Origin of the sequence: Pantoea sp. BJ2, assembly GCF_040255075.1 — a bacterium.
Lineage (GTDB): Bacteria > Pseudomonadota > Gammaproteobacteria > Enterobacterales > Enterobacteriaceae > Pantoea > Pantoea leporis.
Window position 1 is genome coordinate 1101366 of the sequence record NZ_CP158292.1, and the last position, 19892, is coordinate 1121257.

The 19892-nt window shown below is 54.7% G+C and carries 23 protein-coding genes, 1 other RNA gene and 1 other annotated feature; of the genes, 13 read left to right on the forward strand and 11 right to left on the reverse strand.

Going from position 1 to position 19892, the window contains the following annotated elements; all coding sequences use genetic code 11:
* The first annotated feature begins 116 nt into the window (after nt 1-116).
* An RNA gene (gene ffs, locus AAF463_RS04915) (signal recognition particle sRNA small type) lies at nt 117-213 on the forward strand.
* Between the two features lie 129 nt (nt 214-342).
* On the opposite strand, the gene AAF463_RS04920 is transcribed toward ffs, so the two are convergent.
* The 3 genes from AAF463_RS04920 to AAF463_RS04930 form a co-directional block, all read right to left on the reverse strand.
* Nucleotides 343-561, reverse strand: coding sequence for an HHA domain-containing protein (locus AAF463_RS04920; RefSeq protein ID WP_007886938.1), 219 nt, complete (start codon nt 559-561; stop codon nt 343-345).
* A 24-nt stretch (nt 562-585) separates the two neighbouring features.
* Complete coding sequence (tomB, locus tag AAF463_RS04925) at nt 586-963, reverse strand: Hha toxicity modulator TomB (protein WP_007886936.1); 378 nt, start codon at nt 961-963, stop codon at nt 586-588.
* 147 nt (nt 964-1110) lie between these two features.
* Nucleotides 1111-1464 carry a hypothetical protein gene (locus AAF463_RS04930; RefSeq protein ID WP_350261618.1) on the reverse strand — a complete coding sequence of 118 codons (354 nt, stop codon included), beginning with the start codon at nt 1462-1464 and terminating at the stop codon, nt 1111-1113.
* A gap of 340 nt (nt 1465-1804) precedes the next feature.
* Between AAF463_RS04930 and AAF463_RS04935 the strand changes: the two genes are divergently transcribed.
* The 3 genes from AAF463_RS04935 to AAF463_RS04945 are packed head-to-tail and all read left to right on the forward strand — an operon-like array spanning nt 1805 to nt 4199.
* The gene (locus tag AAF463_RS04935; RefSeq protein WP_101762409.1) at nt 1805-2461 is read left to right on the forward strand and encodes an ABC transporter ATP-binding protein; all 657 of its coding nucleotides are present in this window, start codon (nt 1805-1807) and stop codon (nt 2459-2461) included.
* Nucleotides 2458-3297, forward strand: coding sequence for a metal ABC transporter permease (locus tag AAF463_RS04940; RefSeq protein WP_271460103.1), 840 nt, complete (start codon nt 2458-2460; stop codon nt 3295-3297). Before AAF463_RS04935 ends, AAF463_RS04940 begins: the two co-directional genes overlap by 4 nt.
* 23 nt (nt 3298-3320) lie before the next feature.
* A complete protein-coding gene (locus AAF463_RS04945; protein WP_110867733.1) occupies nt 3321-4199 on the forward strand; it encodes a metal ABC transporter substrate-binding protein in 879 nt (292 codons plus the stop codon).
* Between the two features lie 44 nt (nt 4200-4243).
* Here the strand turns inward: AAF463_RS04945 and ykgO are convergent, their stop codons facing one another.
* The 4 genes from ykgO to AAF463_RS04965 form a co-directional block, all read right to left on the reverse strand.
* Complete coding sequence (gene ykgO / locus AAF463_RS04950; protein WP_137385285.1) at nt 4244-4384, reverse strand: type B 50S ribosomal protein L36; 141 nt, start codon at nt 4382-4384, stop codon at nt 4244-4246.
* Nucleotides 4385-4399: 15 nt separating this feature from the next.
* Entirely contained in the window at nt 4400-4657 is a 258-nt protein-coding gene (locus AAF463_RS04955; RefSeq protein WP_101762406.1) for a type B 50S ribosomal protein L31, read from the reverse strand.
* A gap of 149 nt (nt 4658-4806) precedes the next feature.
* Nucleotides 4807-7956 carry an efflux RND transporter permease subunit gene (locus AAF463_RS04960; RefSeq protein WP_137385286.1) on the reverse strand — a complete coding sequence of 1050 codons (3150 nt, stop codon included), beginning with the start codon at nt 7954-7956 and terminating at the stop codon, nt 4807-4809.
* A gap of 16 nt (nt 7957-7972) precedes the next feature.
* Nucleotides 7973-9163, reverse strand: a complete 1191-nt coding sequence (locus AAF463_RS04965) for an efflux RND transporter periplasmic adaptor subunit (protein ID WP_101762404.1) — start codon at nt 9161-9163, stop codon at nt 7973-7975.
* A gap of 142 nt (nt 9164-9305) precedes the next feature.
* Here AAF463_RS04965 and acrR point away from each other — a divergent pair, with 142 nt between their 5' ends.
* Complete coding sequence (gene acrR / locus AAF463_RS04970; protein ID WP_110867732.1) at nt 9306-9944, forward strand: multidrug efflux transporter transcriptional repressor AcrR; 639 nt, start codon at nt 9306-9308, stop codon at nt 9942-9944.
* On the opposite strand, the gene rsmS is transcribed toward acrR, so the two are convergent.
* Genes rsmS through AAF463_RS04985 form a run of 3 tightly spaced genes read right to left on the reverse strand, consistent with a single transcriptional unit; the run spans nt 9931 to nt 10908 of the window.
* Nucleotides 9931-10089: a pleiotropic regulatory protein RsmS gene (rsmS, locus tag AAF463_RS04975; RefSeq protein WP_101762402.1), complete on the reverse strand. Its 159-nt coding sequence runs from the start codon at nt 10087-10089 to the stop codon at nt 9931-9933. The genes acrR and rsmS overlap by 14 nt on opposite strands.
* A gap of 8 nt (nt 10090-10097) precedes the next feature.
* Nucleotides 10098-10343 carry a hypothetical protein gene (locus AAF463_RS04980; protein ID WP_101762401.1) on the reverse strand — a complete coding sequence of 82 codons (246 nt, stop codon included), beginning with the start codon at nt 10341-10343 and terminating at the stop codon, nt 10098-10100.
* A 52-nt stretch (nt 10344-10395) separates the two neighbouring features.
* Nucleotides 10396-10908 (reverse strand): primosomal replication protein, encoded by a 513-nt coding sequence (locus AAF463_RS04985; RefSeq protein ID WP_101762400.1) that lies wholly within the window; start codon nt 10906-10908, stop codon nt 10396-10398.
* 58 nt (nt 10909-10966) lie between these two features.
* Here AAF463_RS04985 and AAF463_RS04990 point away from each other — a divergent pair, with 58 nt between their 5' ends.
* The 6 genes from AAF463_RS04990 (at nt 10967) to htpG (ending at nt 17141) form a co-directional block, all read left to right on the forward strand.
* On the forward strand, nt 10967-11350 hold the full coding sequence (locus AAF463_RS04990) for a DUF454 family protein (protein WP_101762399.1): 384 nt from the start codon (nt 10967-10969) through the stop codon (nt 11348-11350).
* 149 nt (nt 11351-11499) lie between these two features.
* On the forward strand, nt 11500-12051 hold the full coding sequence (apt, locus tag AAF463_RS04995; protein ID WP_101762398.1) for an adenine phosphoribosyltransferase: 552 nt from the start codon (nt 11500-11502) through the stop codon (nt 12049-12051).
* A gap of 151 nt (nt 12052-12202) precedes the next feature.
* Nucleotides 12203-14182 carry a DNA polymerase III subunit gamma/tau gene (dnaX, locus tag AAF463_RS05000; RefSeq protein WP_350261619.1) on the forward strand — a complete coding sequence of 660 codons (1980 nt, stop codon included), beginning with the start codon at nt 12203-12205 and terminating at the stop codon, nt 14180-14182.
* Nucleotides 13524-13585 (forward strand) — a sequence feature (DnaX frameshifting element). Its footprint overlaps the gene before it by 62 nt.
* A 50-nt stretch (nt 14183-14232) precedes the next feature.
* Nucleotides 14233-14562 (forward strand): YbaB/EbfC family nucleoid-associated protein, encoded by a 330-nt coding sequence (locus tag AAF463_RS05005; protein WP_008103874.1) that lies wholly within the window; start codon nt 14233-14235, stop codon nt 14560-14562.
* Nucleotides 14562-15167 (forward strand): recombination mediator RecR, encoded by a 606-nt coding sequence (recR, locus tag AAF463_RS05010; protein WP_008103873.1) that lies wholly within the window; start codon nt 14562-14564, stop codon nt 15165-15167. The genes AAF463_RS05005 and recR overlap by 1 nt, the downstream gene beginning before the upstream one ends.
* A 105-nt stretch (nt 15168-15272) precedes the next feature.
* On the forward strand, nt 15273-17141 hold the full coding sequence (htpG, locus tag AAF463_RS05015; protein ID WP_350261973.1) for a molecular chaperone HtpG: 1869 nt from the start codon (nt 15273-15275) through the stop codon (nt 17139-17141).
* Between the two features lie 54 nt (nt 17142-17195).
* Here htpG and AAF463_RS05020 read toward each other — a convergent pair whose 3' ends face one another.
* The gene (locus tag AAF463_RS05020; RefSeq protein WP_101762395.1) at nt 17196-18065 is read right to left on the reverse strand and encodes a LysR substrate-binding domain-containing protein; all 870 of its coding nucleotides are present in this window, start codon (nt 18063-18065) and stop codon (nt 17196-17198) included.
* A gap of 188 nt (nt 18066-18253) precedes the next feature.
* On the opposite strand from AAF463_RS05020, the gene AAF463_RS05025 reads away from it, so the two are divergent.
* Together AAF463_RS05025 and adk are read left to right on the forward strand one after the other, a co-directional pair.
* Nucleotides 18254-19084, forward strand: coding sequence for a DUF6024 family protein (locus AAF463_RS05025; RefSeq protein WP_350261620.1), 831 nt, complete (start codon nt 18254-18256; stop codon nt 19082-19084).
* A gap of 151 nt (nt 19085-19235) precedes the next feature.
* Nucleotides 19236-19880 carry an adenylate kinase gene (gene adk / locus AAF463_RS05030; protein ID WP_008103865.1) on the forward strand — a complete coding sequence of 215 codons (645 nt, stop codon included), beginning with the start codon at nt 19236-19238 and terminating at the stop codon, nt 19878-19880.
* Nucleotides 19881-19892 lie beyond the last annotated feature (12 nt).

Here is a 19892-nt window from a genome sequence, read left to right on the forward strand (position 1 = left end):
GCATTGCTGTGTGCTTGTGCAAGAAACCAACGGTTGTCGGGCCTGCGCTTGCAATTGCCGGGGGCATACTTGATAATGCCTGCGCTCTCGAAATGAGGGCTTGTCAATGGGGGCCCTGTTGGTTCTCCCGCAATGCTAACTTGTGAACTCGGTCAGATCCGGAAGGAAGCAGCCGCAGCAGGCGACGCGTGTGCCGGGATGTAGCTGGCAGGGCCCCCACCAATTTGTACCCGCCTCATACTCCACAGAATTTTACGCACAGAGAAATCTGGCAATCCTTTGCCGGTGATTCAATCCTTGATCAAAACGATGATGGTGCAGATCGGCTGTTAGGGGAAAAACTTAGCGGACGAACTTCCAGACAGAAACCGGTACTTTATCGTAAAGCTTATTCATGGTCAGTTCAGCCAGACGATGATCGGCTGCCGAATAGAATACCGCGAGTTCATTATCAGGTAATTCATACTTGTTTTTTTCGATAACCCGTTCAAGGGTATCGATTGAGCGACAGCGGCGCAGTCGCATCAAATAATCTGTTTTAGTTAAGGCTTGGTTGCTCATAAATAAACCGGTCTCAGTCTGGTGCTAAAAGGAATGGCTAGGTTGTTGGAGATAAGCGCACTCTTCGGCAAACAGATTAAATAAGCGTTTTGCTGAACGCTGCCACCGTTGTAGATCCTGAGTATTGATTCCATAGCTGCTGAACAGCATAAAGGTATCGTCAAGATATTCATCGATTTGCGTAATCAGGGCTTCATCTTCAACGTGCTTAATTTTGTAATTCATCGTGAAAGAAGCGATATGCTCAATCAAATCGTTGAGCTGTAAATTGCTTTCCGAAGTAGGATCATTAACCCAACCATGATGGCTGTCAGTCAATGTCGCCATACTTTCGTCGAACAGGTTCTCACACAGGTATTTAAGCTGGGCAATATCATGCCGTTTCGGTGAGTATTCGTCCATCTTTTTCCCCTCCATAGCTAGCACAGTTACCGCAGCGCGGCGAGATTAAGAAAAGCTACCAGGAAGCGATATCGAATAAAATTGAATTCAGCGACTCCTTAAATGTAATCCACAATCATTAGCTTTGCTCACCTCAATTACCAAATATTACAATTCATCGGCGGGAGAGGGGCGCTCATTGTCAATCACGTCAAACACCAGCGCGCCGGGCTTTACCTGAAACAACACTTCTTCACGACGCGTAAACGTTTCATTTAAATCCAGGCAAGGATTAAATAAATTCCAGCTGAAATCGTAAAGCATTTTAAATCGATTATTGTCGGTTGGTTGAATAGAAATAATCTGGAAGCTATCGGGAACTAATTGCGCGTTTTGAGAATACCACTGTAAATCACCGGCTAATTCCTCGGCTATTTTGAGAATATTCCCCTGGATAATTCTGACCAACTTTTCGCAATCGTCCTCATCCACAGCAATATCACAATGAATAATAGACGGCATTTTGTATCCAGTAAAAGAATGATGTTTCTATCATTGTGCTTATTGAGTGACATTGCAAGTCGCTAATAAACAGAAAGAGTAATCGTTGTGATGGGTTTCATAACACAATCATGGCGAAACGGCGAATTAGCGCGGCTATCTTCATGATCGATCAACTTTTGAAACACTTTTGCCTGGGCGCAATTGAGGATGAGTCGGGTATGATAATTGTTATGTTATAACATTATTGGTTGTTGAGTATGAATCACAGCGGTTTACTTCTTTCCTTTGGCGGCCGTTTGCTGGTTGCACTGATGCTGATTGCCTTGCTAGCGCTGGCCCTATATTGGGGCATGCAGAAATGATGCATTTCAACCGCTTACAAGCCGGTTATCAAGGCCGTGCGGTGACGCCGGTCGTTAACGGTGAGCTGGCAACGGGCAGCATGACGGCGCTGATTGGCGCTAACGGCACCGGCAAATCGACATTACTAAAAACCATTGCCGGCTTACTACCGCCAATTTCCGGCAACTGCGAATTGCACATCCCACGCAAAGCCCTGGGCTGGTTACCGCAACGCAGTGAACTTGAAACCCGCTTTCCTCTTACTGCCTATGAACTGGTGGCGATGGGCTGCTGGCCACGCTGCGGCTGGTTTGGTGGAATCAATCGCGCCTTGCGCCTGGAAATCGATGCCGCGCTGGATGCGGTACAAATGCGTGAGTTCGCCGATGCGCAGCCATCGACGTTATCTGGCGGGCAACTGCAGCGCGTGCTGTTCGCGCGCTTAATGCTGCAGCGCAGCCAGCTGTGGCTGCTGGATGAACCCTTCAACGGCATTGATAGCCAAACCGTCACCTTGCTGATGTCGATCCTCGAACAGCAGCAGCAGGCGGGCACCACGTTATTAGTCGTGCTACACGATCGTCCGCTGGTGGCGCGCTATTTTCAGGATGTGCTATCGCTCGATGACGCTGATGCCGCACAAACTCCAACGTTGCATAGGGTGGCGTCGTGACATTACTCCAACCCTTTATCGAATTTGGTTTTATGCGCCGTGCGCTGGTGGCCTGCGTTGCATTAGCGATCAGCGCCACGCCGCTGGGCGTTTTCCTTTCCCTGCGCCGCATGAGTCTGGTCGGCGATGCGTTATCGCATGCTGTGTTACCCGGCGCGGCGATTGGTTATCTGGTGTCGGGATTATCGCTGGTGGCGATGGGTATCGGCGGCCTGATTGCCGGGTTGGCGGTGGCGCTGCTCTCGGGAGCGGTTAGCCGTTATACGCATCTTAAAGAGGATGCCAGTTTTTCCGGTTTCTACCTCGGTTCTCTTGCGCTGGGCGTCACGCTGGTGTCGCTGCGCGGCTCCAGCGTCGATCTGCTGCACGTGTTATTTGGATCGCTGCTGGCGGTGGATAACGCGGCGATTCTGCTGGTCGGCAGCATTGCGGCTACGACCTTGCTGCTGCTGGCGGTGATCTTCCGTCCGCTGGTGATCGATGCCTTCGATCCCGATTTCCTGCGCGCTCAGGGCAAATGGAGCGCACCGCTGGTGCACGGTCTGTTTCTGATGCTGGTGGTGCTCAATCTGGTGGCGGGCTTTCAGGTGCTGGGCACGCTGATGTCGGTGGGATTGATGATGTTGCCGGCCACCAGCGCACGCTTCTGGAGCCGCCATCTGGCTTTCATGCTCGGCATCGCCATGCTGCTGGCGATCGTCTCAGCATTTATCGGCCTGATTCTTTCGTGGCATTTCTCGCTGCCGGCTGGACCGGCGGTGGTGCTCAGTGCTGCGGTACTGTTTCTGCTTTCTGTTTTGACAGGACCATGTGGCGGCCTGTTGCGCCGTCGATAACCAAACCAATAAAGGGGATAGGAATGAAAAAGTTACCGCTGAGTCTGGCGATTGGCGCCATGCTGGCAAGCCCGCTGTCGCTAGCGAAAAGCGTTGATGTTGTGGCGAGCTTTACCGTGCTGGCGGATATCGTTAAACAGGTTGGTGGCGATCACGTTAACGTGAAATCGCTGGTCGGGCCGAATGGCGATCCGCACACCTTCGAACCGACGCCGCAGGATAGCCAGGCGCTGTCGAAGGCGGATGTGGTATTCGTGAGCGGTTTGGGCATGGAAGGCTGGATGGATCGCCTGATCAGCGCGTCAGGCTATAAAGGCACCATCGTAGTGGCATCGAACGGTGTCAACACGCGTAAGATGGAAGAGGACGGTAAAAGCGTCACCGATCCGCACGCGTGGAACAGCATGCAAAACGGTGTGATCTACGCCACTAATGTGATGAATGCGCTGATCAAAGCCGATCCAGAAGATGCGGCGGATATTCGTAAAAGCGGTGAAAGTTACATTCAGCAGCTGCAGAAGCTGGATAGCTGGGCGAAAAATGCCTTTGCAGAAGTGCCGAAGAGCAAGCGTAAAGTGCTGACCAGCCATGATGCCTTTGGCTACTTTGGCCAACGCTATGGCGTCAGTTTCCTGGCGCCGGTGGGTTTCTCTACCGAAGCGGAAGCCAGCGCCAGCGACGTGGCCTCGATCATCCAACAACTGAAGGCCGAGCACATCAAAACCTACTTCATGGAGAATCAAACCGATCCGCGACTGGTAAAACAGATTGCCAGCGAAACCGGCGCGCAGCCGGGCGGGGAACTTTATCCTGAGGCGCTGTCGGAAGCGAATGGCCCAGCAGCGACCTATGTCGCCGCGTTCAAACACAATGTTGACGCCATTTTGCATAGCATGAAGTAAAAAAAAGGCCGGGGAGCATCCCGGCCAACTATCACGACACTTTCCTACCTTTTTTTCTTTCTTCCCTGAACCGCCTTAAAGCGCGGGTTAGTTTTGCAAATCACATAGATGCGACCATTACGACGCACGACTTTGCAATCCTTATGGCGCGTCTTTGCAGAGCGCAATGAACTCAATACCTGCATCTGTTCTCTCCAGCGTTACTTGTTGCGCGACAGGAAGCTGCCGAAACGCTGGTTGAAGCGCGCGGTGCTGCCTTCTTTAGCAAAGTCTTTCTGCTTGCCGGTGTAGAACACGTGGGATTTTGACGAGACATCCAGCGTGACATATGGCAGCACTTCACCTTCATACTCAATGGTGCGCTCGGTTTTGATGGTGGAGCCGACTTTAAAGTATTCGTTGGCCGAGGTGTCGTGGAACACCACTGGGCGATAAAGAGGATGGATATTCGGTTTCATAGTAACCTCGCTATGTAATGTTATACTATAACAATAGTATAAGCCCGAACATGGCTGATTGCAACCGTGAAAAACGCAGGGATTTTGGTGGGGCAGGGGAACAGCAATAAAAAAGGCCGCATCAGCGGCCTTTTAGGGAAGAGTAAAACTTAGTGTTTGTGCTCAACCGGATGACCGTGTTCCAGGTCACCTTTGTTCTTACTGAAGCGGCGACGTACCACCACGAAGAACACCGGAACGAAGAAGATAGCCAGCGCGGTCGCTGTTACCATCCCGCCCATTACGCCGGTACCTACCGCATTTTGTGCGCCAGAACCCGCACCGGTGCTGATCGCCAGCGGCATTACGCCGAGGATAAAGGCGAGTGAGGTCATCAGAATCGGACGCAGACGCATACGGGATGCTTCCAGCGTGGATTCCACCAACCCTTTACCTTCCTTCTCCATCAAATCCTTGGCGAATTCGACAATCAGGATGGCGTTCTTCGCCGACAATCCTATGGTAGTCAACAAGCCCACCACAAAGTAGACGTCGTTACTTAAGCCGCGCAGCGTGGTGAAGATCAGTGCGCCGACAACACCCAGCGGTACCACCAACATGACCGAGAACGGAATCGACCAGCTCTCATACAGCGCGGCCAGACACAGGAACACCACAATCAGTGAGATAGCATACAGCGCCGGAGCCTGGTTACCTGACAAGCGTTCCTGATAGGACATGCCGGTCCAGTCGTAACCGATACCCGCCGGCAGTTTTCCTGCCAACTCTTCCATCAGGTTCATGGCATCACCGGAGCTCTTGCCTGGCGCAGCCTGGCCCAGAATCTCCATCGATGGCAAGCCGTTGTAACGTTCCAGACGCGGTGAACCGTACTGCCACTTCGCCGAAGAGAAGGCGGAGAACGGTACCATGGTGCCGCCGCTGTTGCGCACGTACCATTTACTGATATCGTCCGGCAACATACGTGAATCGGCCTTGCCCATAACGTACACCTTCTTCACGCGACCGCGGTCGATGAAGTCGTTGACGTAAGAACCGCCCCATGCTGAAGCCAGCGTGGTATTGATGTCGGACAGCGACACACCCAGCGCCTGCGCTTTCTCTTGGTCGATGATCAGTTTGTACTGCGGCGTATCTTCCATGCCGTTTGGACGCACACCTACCAGCGTATCCGAATGCTGGGCGATCATGCCAAACAGCTGGTTACGCGCGGCGGTCAGCTTCTCGTGACCCAGGTTACCCTGATCGGTCAGCATGAAGTCGAAGCCGGTGGCGTTACCCAGTTCGATAATCGCTGGCAGGTTGAACGGGAACACCATCGCATCTTTGATTTGACCGAGCGCCTGCATGGCACGACCGGCAATCGCAGGGACTTTCAGGTTGGCATCGCCACGCTCATCCCACGGCTTGAGGCTGACGAACGCAATACCGGTGTTCTGTCCACGACCGGCGAAGCCGAAGCCGTTAACGGTAAACACGGAATTAACGCTGTCTTTCTCTTTGGTCAGGAAGTAATCCGTCACCTGATCCAATACTTTCTGGGTACGTTCCTGGGTAGCACCGGCTGGCAATTGCGCCTGCGCCAGTAACAAACCCTGATCCTCTTCCGGCAGGAATGAGGTAGGCAGTTTCAGGAACAGGTACGCCATGCCGACCACGATCACCAGATAAATCAGCAGGTAACGGCCGGTGCTGCGAATGATATGACCAACACTGTCAACGTAGTGGTTGGTGCTCTTATCAAACAGGCGGTTAAACCAGCCGAAGAAACCGGTAGTTTTGCCGTGAGCGCCTTTCTCCACCGGCTTCAGCATGGTGGCACAAAGCGCAGGCGTCAGGATCAACGCCACCAGCACCGACAGCGCCATCGCCGAAACAATGGTGATGGAGAACTGGCGATAAATGACGCCGGTTGAACCACCGAAGAACGCCATTGGAATAAATACCGCTGACAGCACCAAGGCAATACCGACCAATGCGCCCTGAATCTGCTCCATCGAACGTTTGGTCGCTTCTTTCGGCGGTAAGCCTTCTTCCGCCATTACACGTTCGACGTTCTCTACCACCACGATGGCGTCATCCACCAGCAGGCCGATGGCGAGCACCATCCCGAACATCGTCAGGGTGTTTATCGAGTAGCCAAAGGCACTGATGATCGCAAAGGTTCCGAGCAACACAACAGGAACGGCGATGGTTGGAATCAGCGTCGCACGGAAGTTTTGCAGGAACAGATACATCACCAGGAACACCAGCACGATTGCTTCGAACAGCGTTTTCACCACTTCGAAAATCGAAATTTTCACGAACGGTGTGGTGTCGTACGGATAAACCGTTTTCATGCCTGCCGGGAAGAACGGCTCCAGTTTCGCCAGTTCTGCTTTCACCGCATCGGCGGTGTCCAGTGCATTAGCGCCGGTGGCCAGTTTGATACCGATACCGGAAGCCGGTTTGCCGTTATAACGCGCGATGATCTCGTAGTTTTCACCACCGAGTTCAATCTTCGCCACGTCACGCAGACGTACCTGCGAACCATCCTGATTCACCTTCAGCAGAATATTGCCGAACTCATCTGTCGATGTCAGACGGGTTTGCGCAATGATCGAGGCATTCAGCTGTTGGCCCGGTACAGGTGGCGTACCGCCCAACTGACCCGCGGCGATCTGGGTGTTCTGGATTTTCAGCGCGTTGATCACATCCACTGGTGTCAGTGAATAGTTGTTCAGCTTGTGTGGGTCCAGCCAGATGCGCATCGCATATTGCGCACCAAACACCTGGGTATCACCGACACCCGGCATACGGCTGACCGGATCTTTGATGTTTGAAGCAACATAGTCAGAAATATCATTCTGCGTCATGGTGCCGTCATCACTGACAAAACCCGCCACCATCAGGAAGCTGCTAGAGGATTTCTTAACCTGAATACCCTGTTGCTGTACTTCCTGTGGCAGTAACGGCGTGGCCAGCTGCAGTTTGTTCTGCACCTGAACCTGCGCGATATCGGCATCAGTACCGGATTGGAAGGTCAGCGTCAGCGTCAATGTACCCGACGAGTCACTGCTCGAGGACATATACATCAGTCCATCGATACCGTTCATGTTTTGCTCGATGACCTGCGTCACCGAATCTTGCAGCGTTTTCGCATCAGCACCCGGATAGGTGGCCTGGATTTCAACCGCCGGCGGTGCAACATTGGGATATTGCTCAATCGGCAGGCTGATAATCGATAGCACACCGGCCAACATGATGATGATGGCGAGCACCCACGCAAAAATGGGGCGATCAATAAAGAACTTAGCCATGTATCAGTGGCTCCTGTTATGACGATGATTTAGCAGACGGTGATTCTGGTGCAGCTTTGGCATCATCGGAGACTTCTTTTGGCGTCACCTGCGCACCCGGTTTGGCACGCTGGATACCGGTGGTGATCACCCGATCGCCTTCTTTTAGACCTTCCGTCACCAGCCATTTGTCGCCAAATGCCTGATTAGCGGTGATGTTACGGGATTCCACTTTATTATCTGCGCCAACCACCATTGCGGTTGCCTGACCGGTTGGGGTGCGTGTTACGCCCTGTTGCGGCACCAGCAGTGCGGTGGGATTGGTGCCCTCATCCAGACGCGCACGAACAAACATGCCTGGCAGCAGGCGATTGTCCGGGTTCGGGAAGATGGCGCGCAGCGTGATCGAGCCGGTGGTTTCATCCACGCTCACATCAGAGAATTCCAATGTGCCTGTCTGCGGGTATGCGTTACCGTTTTGCATCAGCAGGGTGACGTTGGCCTTACCGTCGTTCTGTTTCAGCTGACCGGATTCCAGCTCTGCGCGCAGACGCAGGAAATCATCACTGGATTGGGTCACATCGACATACATAGGATCGAGCTGTTGCACGGTCGCCAGGGCAGTGGTTTGCCCGTTGGAAACCAGCGCACCTTCGGTTACCGACGATTTACCAATACGGCCGCTGATGGGTGACGTCACTTTGGTATACGCCAGATTGATGCGCGCAGTTTCGACGTTGGCACGCGCAGCCTGGGCGGCTGCAGCAGTCTGAGCTGCGGTGCCTGCGGCGGTGTCATAGTCCTGCTGACTGATGTACTTAGTACCCAGCAGCGGCTTATAGCGAGTAATGGTTAACTGCGCAACACGCGCATTGGCTTCAGCCTGGGCGAGATCCGCTTTAGCGCTGTCGTAGGCCGCCTGATAGGTGGCTGGATCAATCTGATACAGCGACTGACCGGCTTTTACATCACTACCTTCAACAAAATTACGCTTGAGGATAATTCCTGACACCTGAGGGCGCACTTCCGCAACGCGGAAAGCCGAGGTACGGCCCGGCAGCTCGGTGGTAATTTTCAAGGGTTCGTTTTTTAACGTTACAACACCCACTTCTGGGGGCTGCTGCTGGGCGGCTTGCTGGGATTTATTATCATCACATCCTGTTAACACAAAGCTGCCTGATAGCATCAGGACGGCCGCCAGAGGCGCTAATCCTCTGTTTTTATTCATAAATAAACCTCTAGTGTCCGATATCAAATGATCAATGGATCACAAACCGATAAACCCATTGCTGCGTTAAAACACGGGTCATGCTATGGTACATACATTCACAAATGTATGTAAACTTACAAGTTTGTAAAAAAAGCCCAGCATGGCACGAAAAACCAAAGCGCAAGCTCTTGAAACACGGCATCAAATTCTTGACGCCGCATTAGCACACTTTTCCGAACATGGTGTGGCCGCCACGTCTCTGGCGGATATCGCAACAGCGGCCGGCGTCACGCGCGGGGCTATCTACTGGCACTTCAAAAATAAAGCCGATCTCTTACAGGAAATCTGGCTGCGTTGTGACGCTGGGCTGGACGATGTGGAACTTGAGTATCAGACAAAATACCCGGGCGATCCACTTTCTGTTGTTCGTTCTATGTTGATCTATATCCTTGACGCCACAGCAAAGGATCCGCAAAGACGCGCATTAATGGAGATTATCTTTCACAAATGTGAGTTTGTTGGCGAAATGTCGACGTTACAGGATATGCAGCAGAGCTTACTGCAAGCGTGTTACGATCGAATTGAAACTGTACTACGTCTTTGTATTGATGCCAGCCAATTGCCTGCGAACCTGAATACGCGTCAGGCGGCGCTACTGATGCGCGGCTATATCAATGGCATGATGGAAAGCTGGCTGTTTAACCCGCAAAGTTTTGATTTAGCAGCCGATGCGCCTCAGCTGGTGGATGCGTTTCTTGATATGTTGCGCCTGAGTCCAACGCTGCTTAGTCGGCCTTGATTTCCGCCGCTTGTTTCTGCTCATAATCTCGCTGAACAATCGCCAACGCAGCCAGCACGGTGGCGGTAGGGACATTATTCTCTTCAAGCAGTTGAATCAGATCGACGGCAAGTTTGATGTCGTCGGGTGCGCTGTCCAGTGACATTTTTTCTCCTAAATACGTAATTTCGCCGCGACCAGCAGCATTAACAGTGCGCCCAGCAGTGCGCTAGCGAAACCGGCTGGATGCAGGGCGGCCAGATCGCCGGTAGTGAAGTAGGTGGCGATATAGCCGCCAATCAGCGCGCCAATCACCGCCAGCACCAACGTCGGCACAAATCCTCCCGGACGACCGGGAAAAATCACCCGTTTGAGCCAGCCTGCCGCTAAACCGATCACAATCCATAATACCAGCGTCATGATTTTACTCCTTTTTCTCACCGCAATGAGTATAGAGGAAAAAGCGCCGCGTTCAGCGCGGCATAGGCGGCAACTCCAGTTTGTAGATAGCGGCGCGGCAGCGTGCCAAACGTTCTTGCAGCTGATCGACTTCACGAATTAACTGCTGCTGAACGCTCAGCGTTTCAGCGCGCGCCAGATGCTGCTCGCGCTGAGCAATCATCGCCAGTAAGCGTTTTTCATAGCCTTGATACTCTTCACGCTTGGCCTGGCGTGCATCGACACGTGGCCGCTCGCGCTTGACGCGCAGCTGCTGGCTCTGGCATTCGCGCTGTAATGCGGCAATTTGATCCAGCACTTTCTCTGCCAGCCATTGACGGCGCGCCACATCAGTGTCAGCAGCGGTTAACTGCGTCACATTGCCTTCCAGCTCGCGCAGATAATCCGCCAGACGCGTGCCGCTGGTGCGAAACAGGTGAGAATCAAAACGGGGCTGACGACAGGCACCATCCGGCTGCTGCGCAATCTGCTGGCGCAGTAACTCTAACATGGCATGGAGACGTTGCTGGGCGGGCGGTTGGGGCATCACTCTGTTTCCGACTGTGTTAACGTAACGCTGTTTTTGACTTATTCAGGCATCAGGCATGCAGCGCATTTTACTACTGAGCCTTGGCTGGCTGGCGATTGTGCTAGGTACGCTGGGCATTGTATTACCTTTATTACCGACGACGCCATTTGTGTTGCTGGCGGCCTGGTGTTTTGCCCGCTCGTCGCCGCGTTTCCATCATTGGTTGCTATGGAAGTCGCCGTTTGGTCGCTTTATTCGCCACTGGCAGCAGCATCGTGCCATGCCGCCCGGCGCCAAAGGGCGCGCCATGTTGCTGATTGTGATTACCTTTTCGGTGTCCCTTTATTTAGTAAACCTGCTGTGGGTGCGCATCCTGTTAGGCGCGATGCTGTGCCTGCTGCTGCTTTTTATGTGGCGCATTCCGGTTGTAACCGAGGATGCCAACCCGCCACAACAGTAGCGTGAGGGTTGCATTTAGCCGGGTATTTGCATAGATTTGGGCATCTTCGTGCGTGGCTTCCCTTATAAACGACTTCGCTTAACCCGGTTTCCGGGGTTTGGCGCTAGAGAAGCTGCGCGTATTAGATATTTTCTCCAGGCGTAACATTTATGACCGCAACTGCGCAGCAGCTTGAACTCATCAAAAACAGCATTAAAAGCATTCCTGACTATCCGAAGCCGGGCATTCTGTTCCGTGACGTGACCAGTCTGATGGAAGATCCGCAGGCGTATGCCGCGTCGATCGCCATTCTGGTGGAGCGTTATCGTAACAAAGGCATCACCAAGGTGGTGGGAACGGAAGCGCGTGGCTTCCTGTTTGGCGCACCGGTGGCGCTGGGTTTGGGCGTGGGTTTTGTGCCGGTGCGTAAGCCGGGCAAACTGCCGCGTGACACCTTCAGCGAAAGCTACGAGCTGGAGTACGGCACCGATGCGCTGGAACTGCACAAAGATGCCATTAAACCAGGCGATGTGGTGCTGGTGGTGGACGATCTGCTGGCGACTGGCGGCACGCTGGAAGCAACGGTGAAGCTGATCCGCCGCGCCGGTGGAGAAGTGAAAGACGCCGCATTCGTGATTAATCTGTTTGACCTGACCGGTGAAGCCCGCCTGACTGCCATGGGCGTCGAGTGCTTCAGCCTGGTGAATTTCCCCGGCCACTAAGGCCTGCGCGCTCCGCTGCACGGCGGGGCGCCACCTCTGCAAAGTTAGTGGTTGCTGATCCGCTGGTGGCTGTTAAACTACTGCCAAAATAAACAGGGTTTGCGAAGCTGCATTTTCTCCCTTCTCCCTAAATTCCAGTGATTGAATCCACATGAGCTATCAGGTACTTGCGCGAAAATGGCGTCCCCAGGCCTTCGCTGACGTAGTCGGTCAGGAACATGTGCTGACTGCGCTGGCCAACGGGTTGTCACTGGGACGAATCCATCATGCTTATCTCTTTTCTGGCACACGCGGCGTCGGGAAAACCTCGATCGCCCGTCTGCTGGCGAAGGGGCTTAACTGTGAAACCGGCATCACGTCAACGCCGTGCGGGCAATGCGATAACTGCCGCGAAATCGAGCAGGGCCGTTTTGTCGATCTGATTGAGATCGATGCCGCATCACGCACCAAAGTTGAAGATACGCGCGATCTGCTCGATAACGTGCAGTACGCGCCGGCGCGCGGTCGCTTCAAGGTCTATCTGATCGATGAAGTGCACATGCTGTCGCGTCACAGCTTCAACGCGCTGCTGAAAACGCTGGAAGAGCCGCCATCGCACGTGAAATTCCTGCTGGCGACCACCGATCCGCAGAAGCTGCCTGTGACGATTCTGTCCCGTTGCCTGCAATTCCATCTCAAAGCGCTGGACGTGGAGCAAATCCAGCAGCAGCTGGCACATGTGTTGCAGCAGGAGCAGATTGCTGCCGAACCGCGCGCGCTGCATCTGCTGGCACGCGCCGCTGATGGCAGCATGCGCGACGCGCTGAGTCTGACCGACCAGGCGATTGCCATGGGGCAGGGCAGCGTAACGCGTGACACCGTGGCACAAATGCTCGGCACGCTCGACGATGAACAGCCGCTGGCGCTGATTGAAGCGCTGGTGGATGGCCAGGGTGAACAGGTGATGGCGCTGCTGAATCAGGCCGCGTCGCGTGGGGTTGAGTGGGAAGCGCTGCTGGTCGAGATGCTGCGCTTACTGCACCGCATTGCGATGGTGCAGCTGCTGCCAAGCTCGCTCAGCGAGGACGATCTCAGCCAGGCCGATCGCCTGCGCGAGTTAGCGCGCGTGCTGCCACCGGCTGACGTGCAGCTCTATTACCAAACGTTGTTGATGGGACGTAAAGATCTGCCGCTGGCACCGGATCGGCGCTTAGGCGTAGAGATGACGCTGCTGCGGGCGCTGGCGTTCCATCCGCAGGCAACGATTGCGGAGCCGGTGGCGCGTCCCACCTTGACGCCACAAGCTGCGCCGCAGGTTGCTGCGCCACAAGCCGCCGCGAAAACCGCGCCCGCACCGGCTGCGCAGCCGCAGATGGCACCGCCAAACCCTGACGCGCCGCCGGTGTCGGATGATTATCCAGACATGCAGCCCGCGCCCGATCCGTTACCTGACTCCACCAGCCAGTTGTTACAGGCGCGAACGCAGTTGCTGCGTCAGGGAGCCGGCAAAGCAAAAAAGAGTGAGCCGGCAGCGCGTTCCGCGCGGCCGGCGAATCCGGCGCTGGAACGTCTCGCTAGCGTCACTGAACGTGTGCAACAACGTGCGTCCGAACCCACGGTAAAAGCCCCGGCCAAACCGGAAGCTTATCGCTGGAAAACGCAGCTGCCGGTGGAGGTTAAAGCGGAGCCGGTGGCGACGCCAAAAGCCTTGCGTTCGGCACTGGAGCATGAGAAAACCCCTGAGCTGGCGCTGCGTCTGGCGGAAGAAGCCCAGCAGCGCGATGCGTGGGCTGCTGAAATCGCCGCGCTGACGCTACCGAAACTGGTGCAGCAAGTGGCGCTCAATGCGTGGAAAGAGGTGGGCGAAGCCGGCGTTACGCTGCATCTGCGCAGCAGTCAGCGCCATCTGAATTCAGCTTCTGCCAGGCAGGCGCTGGCGGAAGCGCTGAGTCAGTCTGCCGGTCAGCCGGTTGAATTGACGATTATTGAAGACGATAATCCTACGGTATTGACGCCACTGGAGTGGCGCCAGGCCATTTATGAAGAGAAGCTGTCGCAGGCGCGACAGTCGATCGAAAGCGATACCCATATTCAGACATTGCGTCGATTCTTCGATGCCGATTTGGATGAAGAGAGTATTCGACCGGTGTGAACATGCTGCCGCGCGTCAACTGCGCGCAGCCCCAGCAGAGAGAGAAAACTATGTTTGGTAAAGGCGGATTGGGCAACCTGATGAAACAGGCCCAGCAGATGCAAGACAAAATGGCCAAAGTGCAGGAAGAGATCGCCGCGATCGAAGTGACCGGTGAATCAGGCGCTGGCTTGGTTAAAGTAACCATCAACGGTGCGCACAACTGCCGTCGTGTTGAAGTCGATCCTAGCTTGCTGGAAGATGACAAAGACATGCTGGAAGATCTGATCGCCGCGGCCTTCAACGATGCGGCACGCCGTATTGACGAAACGCAGAAAGAGAAGATGGCTGCGGTCTCTTCAGGTATGCAGCTGCCGCCTGGCTTCAAGATGCCGTTCTGATGCAAACCAGTCCACTGCTTGAATCTTTGATGGAGTCGTTGCGCTGCCTGCCGGGCGTTGGCCCGAAGTCGGCGCAGCGTATGGCTTTTCAGCTGTTGCAGCGCGATCGTAGCGGTGGCATGCGTCTGGCGCAGGCATTGACCCGCGCCATGTCGGAAATCGGTCACTGCGCCGATTGCCGTACCTTCACCGAACAGGAAATCTGCACCATCTGCGCCAATCCGCGTCGTCAGCAAAACGGCCAGATTTGTGTGGTGGAGAGCCCGGCAGATATCCACGCCATTGAGCAGACCGGCCAGTTTGGCGGCCGCTACTTTGTGCTGATGGGGCACTTGTCACCGCTGGATGGCATTGGGCCACAGGATATCGGCCTGGATCGGCTGGAGCAGCGTCTCGAGCGCGAAACCTTAACCGAAGTGATCCTCGCCACCAATCCCACTGTGGAAGGGGAAGCCACGGCCAACTACATCGCCGAGTTGTGCGGACAATATGGCGTTGATGCCAGCCGCATTGCACACGGTGTGCCGGTCGGTGGTGAGCTGGAAATGGTCGATGGCACCACGCTGTCGCACTCGCTCGCCGGACGCCACAAGATTAATTTCTAATCACTTGCCGATGTCTTCACAGACATCGGCTTGAAATCCTCTCCTTCATCCCCATTTCTCTCTCAACGTATCATCAACCCCGATTCAGTTGAGGTAGCAATGACCATGAAAGGACAAGAGACGCGTGGCTTCCAGTCAGAGGTAAAACAACTTCTGCACCTGATGATCCATTCACTCTATTCAAATAAAGAGATTTTCCTGCGCGAGCTGATTTCCAACGCTTCAGATGCCGCCGACAAACTGCGCTTCCGCGCGCTGTCGACGCCCGATCTGTATGAAGGCGACGGCGACCTGCGCGTACGTATCTCGGTCAATCCGGAAAATCGCACGCTGACGCTCAGCGATAACGGCATCGGTATGCGCCGTGATGAAGTGATTGAGAACCTCGGCACCATCGCTAAATCCGGCACCAAATCCTTCCTCGAATCCATGGGCTCCGACCAGGCGAAAGACAGCCAGCTGATCGGCCAGTTCGGCGTGGGCTTCTACTCTGCGTTCATTGTGGCGGATAAAGTCACCGTGCGCACCCGCGCCGCCGGCGCTAAAGCCGATGAAGCGGTGTTCTGGGAATCTGCTGGCGAAGGGGAATATACGCTGGCAGAGATTGAGAAAGCCGATCGCGGTACCGAAATCACGCTGCACTTCCGTGAAGGCGAAGATGATTTCCTCGATGCGTGGCGCGTGCGTAACGTGATCAGCAAATACTCCGATCACATCGCGCTGCCGGTTGAGATTGAAAGCAAAGACGAAGAGAGCGACACCATCACCTGGGAAAAGATCAACAAAGCCCAGGCGCTGTGGACGCGCAACAAGTCTGAGATCAGCGACGACGAGTACAACGAGTTCTACAAACACATCGCCCACGATTTCAGCGATCCGGCGATCTGGAGCCATAACCGCGTGGAAGGTAAGCAGGAATACACCAGCCTGCTGTATATCCCGGCGCGTGCGCCGTTCGACATGTGGAACCGCGACAGCAAGCACGGCCTGAAACTCTACGTACAGCGCGTGTTCATCATGGACGATGCCGAGCAGTTCATGCCGAACTACCTGCGCTTCGTGCGTGGTTTGATAGATTCCAACGATCTGCCGCTGAACGTATCGCGTGAAATCCTGCAGGACAGCCGTGTGACCCAGAGCCTGCGTGGCGCGCTCACCAAGCGTAGCCTGCAAATGTTAGAGAAGCTGGCGAAAGACGACGCGGAAAAATATCAGCAGTTCTGGAAAGAGTTCGGTCTGGTACTGAAAGAAGGTCCAGCCGAAGACAACGCTAACCAGCAACAGATTGCCAAACTGCTGCGCTTTGCCACCAGCCAGAGCGACAGCGCTGAGCAGACCGTTTCGCTCGACGATTACGTGACGCGCATGGTGGAAGGTCAGGACAAGATTTACTACATCACCGCCGACAGCTATGCCGCTGCGAAGAGCAGCCCGCATCTGGAACTGTTCCGCAAGAAAGGCATCGAGGTGCTGCTGCTCTCCGATCGTATCGACGAATGGATGATGAGTTACCTCACCGAGTTCGACGGCAAAACCTTCCAGTCAGTCAGCAAAGCGGATGATTCGCTGAGCAAACTGGCCGATGAAGAGACCGAAGAGCAGAAAGAAGCGGAGAAGGCGCTGGAGCCGTTTGTTGAGCGCGTGAAAACGCTGCTGGGCGAGCGTGTGAAAGAGGTGCGTCTGACGCATCGTCTCACCGACACGCCAGCGATCGTCACCACCGATGCTAACGAAATGACCACGCAGATGGCGAAGCTGTTTGCCGCGGCCGGTCAGGACGTGCCGGACGTGAAGTACATTTTCGAGATCAATCCGGATCATACGCTGGTGAAACGCGTGGCCGATACCCAGGACGAAACGCGCTTTGCCGAGTGGGTTGAGCTGCTGCTGGATCAGGCGCTGCTCGCCGAGCGCGGTACGCTTGACGATCCAAACCAGTTCATCCGTCGCATGAACCAGTTGCTGAAGGCGTAATCGCACCAAACCCGAAAGGTCGCCATTCATGGCGACCTTTTTTTATATCTGCTGTTAAATCTGCGCCTGATCCCGCAACCAATCGCGAAATAATGTAATCTCCGCATCGTGCTGACGCGAAGTCTTGGTCATCATCAACGTGGCGCGATCGACGCGCACAAAGCCCAGCGGTGCGATCAAGGTGCCGTCACTCAACTCCTGACGCACCAGCAAGCGTGGCGCCATAATCACGCCCAATCCGTTTCTCGCCGCCTGAATGGCTAACGTCAAATTATCGAAATGCTTGCCGATCCAGTAATTGCCGCGTACGCCGCTGGTTTTCGCCCATTCGGCCCACGCATGCAGCCGCGTATCGGCGTGCAGCAATGGCAGTGAGGCGAGATCCTGCTCGCTTTGAAAGCGGGCGGCAAACTGCGGGGCGCACAGCGGACCGATGTAATCATCGCTGATCAAGGTGGCATCAATATCGTCATCCGGCGACTGCTCGGCGCTGAGAATCAGCACATCGGTGTGCTCGCTGCGCAACTGGTCAATCTCCACCAGCGGCTGAAACTGCACTTCAATATCGGGATAGCGCTGATAAAAGCTGGCGATGCGCGGAATCAGCCATTGCGAGAGAAAGCTGGGCGCGCAGGAGACGCTGATATGATGGCGCATGCCGGTACGAATGCTTTCGCAGGTGGTGGAGAGCTCGCTAAAGGCTTTCTGACAACTAACCAGCAAACGTTCACCGTGTGAGGTTAATTTGACGCGTCCATTGGTACGCACAAACAGCGGCTTCCCCATCCAGCTCTCCAGCTGTCGAACCTGATGGCTGATGGCGCTATGGGTGACATGCAGACGTTCGGCCGCTACGCTAAAACTGCTGAACAGTGCCGCCTGGTGGAAATAGTGCAGTGCACGTAACGAAGGAAGCACGGTCATACTCGTCCCCTGTGTAAAAACCTAACAGGGATTGTCAGTTTATATCATTTTAATGTCCAGCCGCATTGGCCTAACCTTTCCCCCAGATTCTGGCAGGTTGACGGCTACGGCTCTCTGTGTTTTACGCCGACTATCACCGCAGGTTTCACCTCCCACACACAGCATAATAACCAGAGACATACCACGCGATGGCTCCACAACTTGCTTCTGCCAGGGCGGCGGCGGCGCGCGACAAGCTTCGCGGCTCGCTTTCCCGTTATTACCGGCTTGAAAATTTCGATCTCTTCTTCGCACCCTCTTTGCATATCTCGCGAGTGCTGCTTTCCCAGCTGTTTCTCCGTCAGGAGCAATCACGTAATCACACGCGCTATGCCTCGCACTATCCGGTTAGTGAACTGAGCGTGCTGCCCACTTTGCCGATGACGGCGGGCAACATTGCGCTGGTGGATCATGTTGATATGCAGCAAGGTCGCGTGCGTGCGTTGAGCGAATGTCAAAGCCACGGCGTCACCGATGCATCGGAGTCGTTTGCCACGCAGCTGCATAATCGGCTGGTGAGCGATGCGCGACTGTTTGTCGCCCGCCTTGATCGCCATTCGGCGTTATGCGGCGATCTGGTGTTAATCGCATTGCGCACCGCCGATTTCAGCACATTGGTGCGCAGCGAGCTGCGGCTGTTTGAGCAAGGATTAGCGCTCGGTGGCGCGCCAGAACAGGCGCTGGCAATGATGAAGGACAGCGAATGGCGTCCGTACAATATTGCGATGGTGGAAAAAATCGCGCTCGACTCGCCATTCATCCTGCACTCCATTCAGCAACCGGGTTTACCCTTTGCACTTTTTCCGCTGCCGAACGGCCTTAATGCCAGTGAATTGCCGCAGGATGTTCAGGTGCTGCCCGAACAGGCGCAATTACGCTTGCGCGCCGACGTGCGCGGCGGGGTCAACAAACAGCTGAACGTCACACCCGCACTGAAAAAACGCCTCAAAGACCTACTCATGCTTAGCCGTGATTCCTAAAAACGGGCACTCTGCTGGTATTTGCTGACAAAGCAGGTCAAAGTAGACCTTTCGTGGCGAGCGCGCCCGTTTCCTTGTGGTGCGCGGGCCATAATGGTATGTTCTTCGCCTTCTCAGATTGAACAATGCGATTCGCAAGGGGAATTACGCAATGCGTATTATTCTGCTCGGAGCTCCGGGCGCAGGTAAAGGCACTCAGGCTCAATTCATCATGGAGAAATACGGTATTCCGCAAATCTCCACCGGTGACATGTTACGTGCGGCAGTAAAAGCAGGTACGGAACTGGGCCAACAGGCAAAAGCGATCATGGATGCCGGTAAACTGGTGACTGACGAGCTGGTGATTGCGCTGGTTAAAGAGCGTATCGCGCAGGAAGACTGCAAAAACGGTTTCCTGCTCGATGGCTTCCCACGCACTATCCCGCAGGCTGACGCGATGAAAGAAGCGGGCATCAAGGTTGACTACGTGCTGGAGTTCGCTGTACCGGACGAGCTGATTGTGGATCGTATTGTTGGCCGCCGCGTACACACGCCATCGGGCCGCGTTTATCACGTCACTTACAATCCACCGAAAGTGGAAGGTAAAGATGACCTGACCGGCGAAGAGCTGACCACGCGTAAAGATGACCAGGAAGAGACCGTGCGTAAGCGTCTGGTGGAATACCATCAACTGACTGCACCGCTGATTGCCTACTACGGCAAAGAAGCGCAAGACGGCAACACCGAATATCACAAAATCGACGGCACACGTCCTGTCGCCGAAGTGAGCACGCAATTGGCCACGATTCTCGGTTAATGCGTTGAGGGG

Coding starts and splice junctions, on each gene's coding strand:
- AAF463_RS04945 (WP_110867733.1), top strand. CDS start 3,321: ATGAAAAAGTTACCGCTGAGTCTGGCGATTGGCGCCATGCTGGCAAGC.
- AAF463_RS05020 (WP_101762395.1), bottom strand. CDS start 18,065: ATGACCGTGCTTCCTTCGTTACGTGCACTGCACTATTTCCACCAGGCG.
- tomB (WP_007886936.1), bottom strand. CDS start 963: ATGGACGAATACTCACCGAAACGGCATGATATTGCCCAGCTTAAATAC.
- AAF463_RS04990 (WP_101762399.1), top strand. CDS start 10,967: ATGCAGCGCATTTTACTACTGAGCCTTGGCTGGCTGGCGATTGTGCTA.
- AAF463_RS04935 (WP_101762409.1), top strand. CDS start 1,805: ATGATGCATTTCAACCGCTTACAAGCCGGTTATCAAGGCCGTGCGGTG.
- AAF463_RS04985 (WP_101762400.1), bottom strand. CDS start 10,908: ATGCCCCAACCGCCCGCCCAGCAACGTCTCCATGCCATGTTAGAGTTA.
- rsmS (WP_101762402.1), bottom strand. CDS start 10,089: ATGTCACTGGACAGCGCACCCGACGACATCAAACTTGCCGTCGATCTG.
- acrR (WP_110867732.1), top strand. CDS start 9,306: ATGGCACGAAAAACCAAAGCGCAAGCTCTTGAAACACGGCATCAAATT.
- AAF463_RS05005 (WP_008103874.1), top strand. CDS start 14,233: ATGTTTGGTAAAGGCGGATTGGGCAACCTGATGAAACAGGCCCAGCAG.
- dnaX (WP_350261619.1), top strand. CDS start 12,203: ATGAGCTATCAGGTACTTGCGCGAAAATGGCGTCCCCAGGCCTTCGCT.
- AAF463_RS04960 (WP_137385286.1), bottom strand. CDS start 7,956: ATGGCTAAGTTCTTTATTGATCGCCCCATTTTTGCGTGGGTGCTCGCC.
- htpG (WP_350261973.1), top strand. CDS start 15,273: ATGAAAGGACAAGAGACGCGTGGCTTCCAGTCAGAGGTAAAACAACTT.
- AAF463_RS04930 (WP_350261618.1), bottom strand. CDS start 1,464: ATGCCGTCTATTATTCATTGTGATATTGCTGTGGATGAGGACGATTGC.
- recR (WP_008103873.1), top strand. CDS start 14,562: ATGCAAACCAGTCCACTGCTTGAATCTTTGATGGAGTCGTTGCGCTGC.
- apt (WP_101762398.1), top strand. CDS start 11,500: ATGACCGCAACTGCGCAGCAGCTTGAACTCATCAAAAACAGCATTAAA.
- AAF463_RS04955 (WP_101762406.1), bottom strand. CDS start 4,657: ATGAAACCGAATATCCATCCTCTTTATCGCCCAGTGGTGTTCCACGAC.
- AAF463_RS05025 (WP_350261620.1), top strand. CDS start 18,254: ATGGCTCCACAACTTGCTTCTGCCAGGGCGGCGGCGGCGCGCGACAAG.
- AAF463_RS04980 (WP_101762401.1), bottom strand. CDS start 10,343: ATGACGCTGGTATTATGGATTGTGATCGGTTTAGCGGCAGGCTGGCTC.
- AAF463_RS04920 (WP_007886938.1), bottom strand. CDS start 561: ATGAGCAACCAAGCCTTAACTAAAACAGATTATTTGATGCGACTGCGC.
- ykgO (WP_137385285.1), bottom strand. CDS start 4,384: ATGCAGGTATTGAGTTCATTGCGCTCTGCAAAGACGCGCCATAAGGAT.
- AAF463_RS04965 (WP_101762404.1), bottom strand. CDS start 9,163: ATGAATAAAAACAGAGGATTAGCGCCTCTGGCGGCCGTCCTGATGCTA.
- adk (WP_008103865.1), top strand. CDS start 19,236: ATGCGTATTATTCTGCTCGGAGCTCCGGGCGCAGGTAAAGGCACTCAG.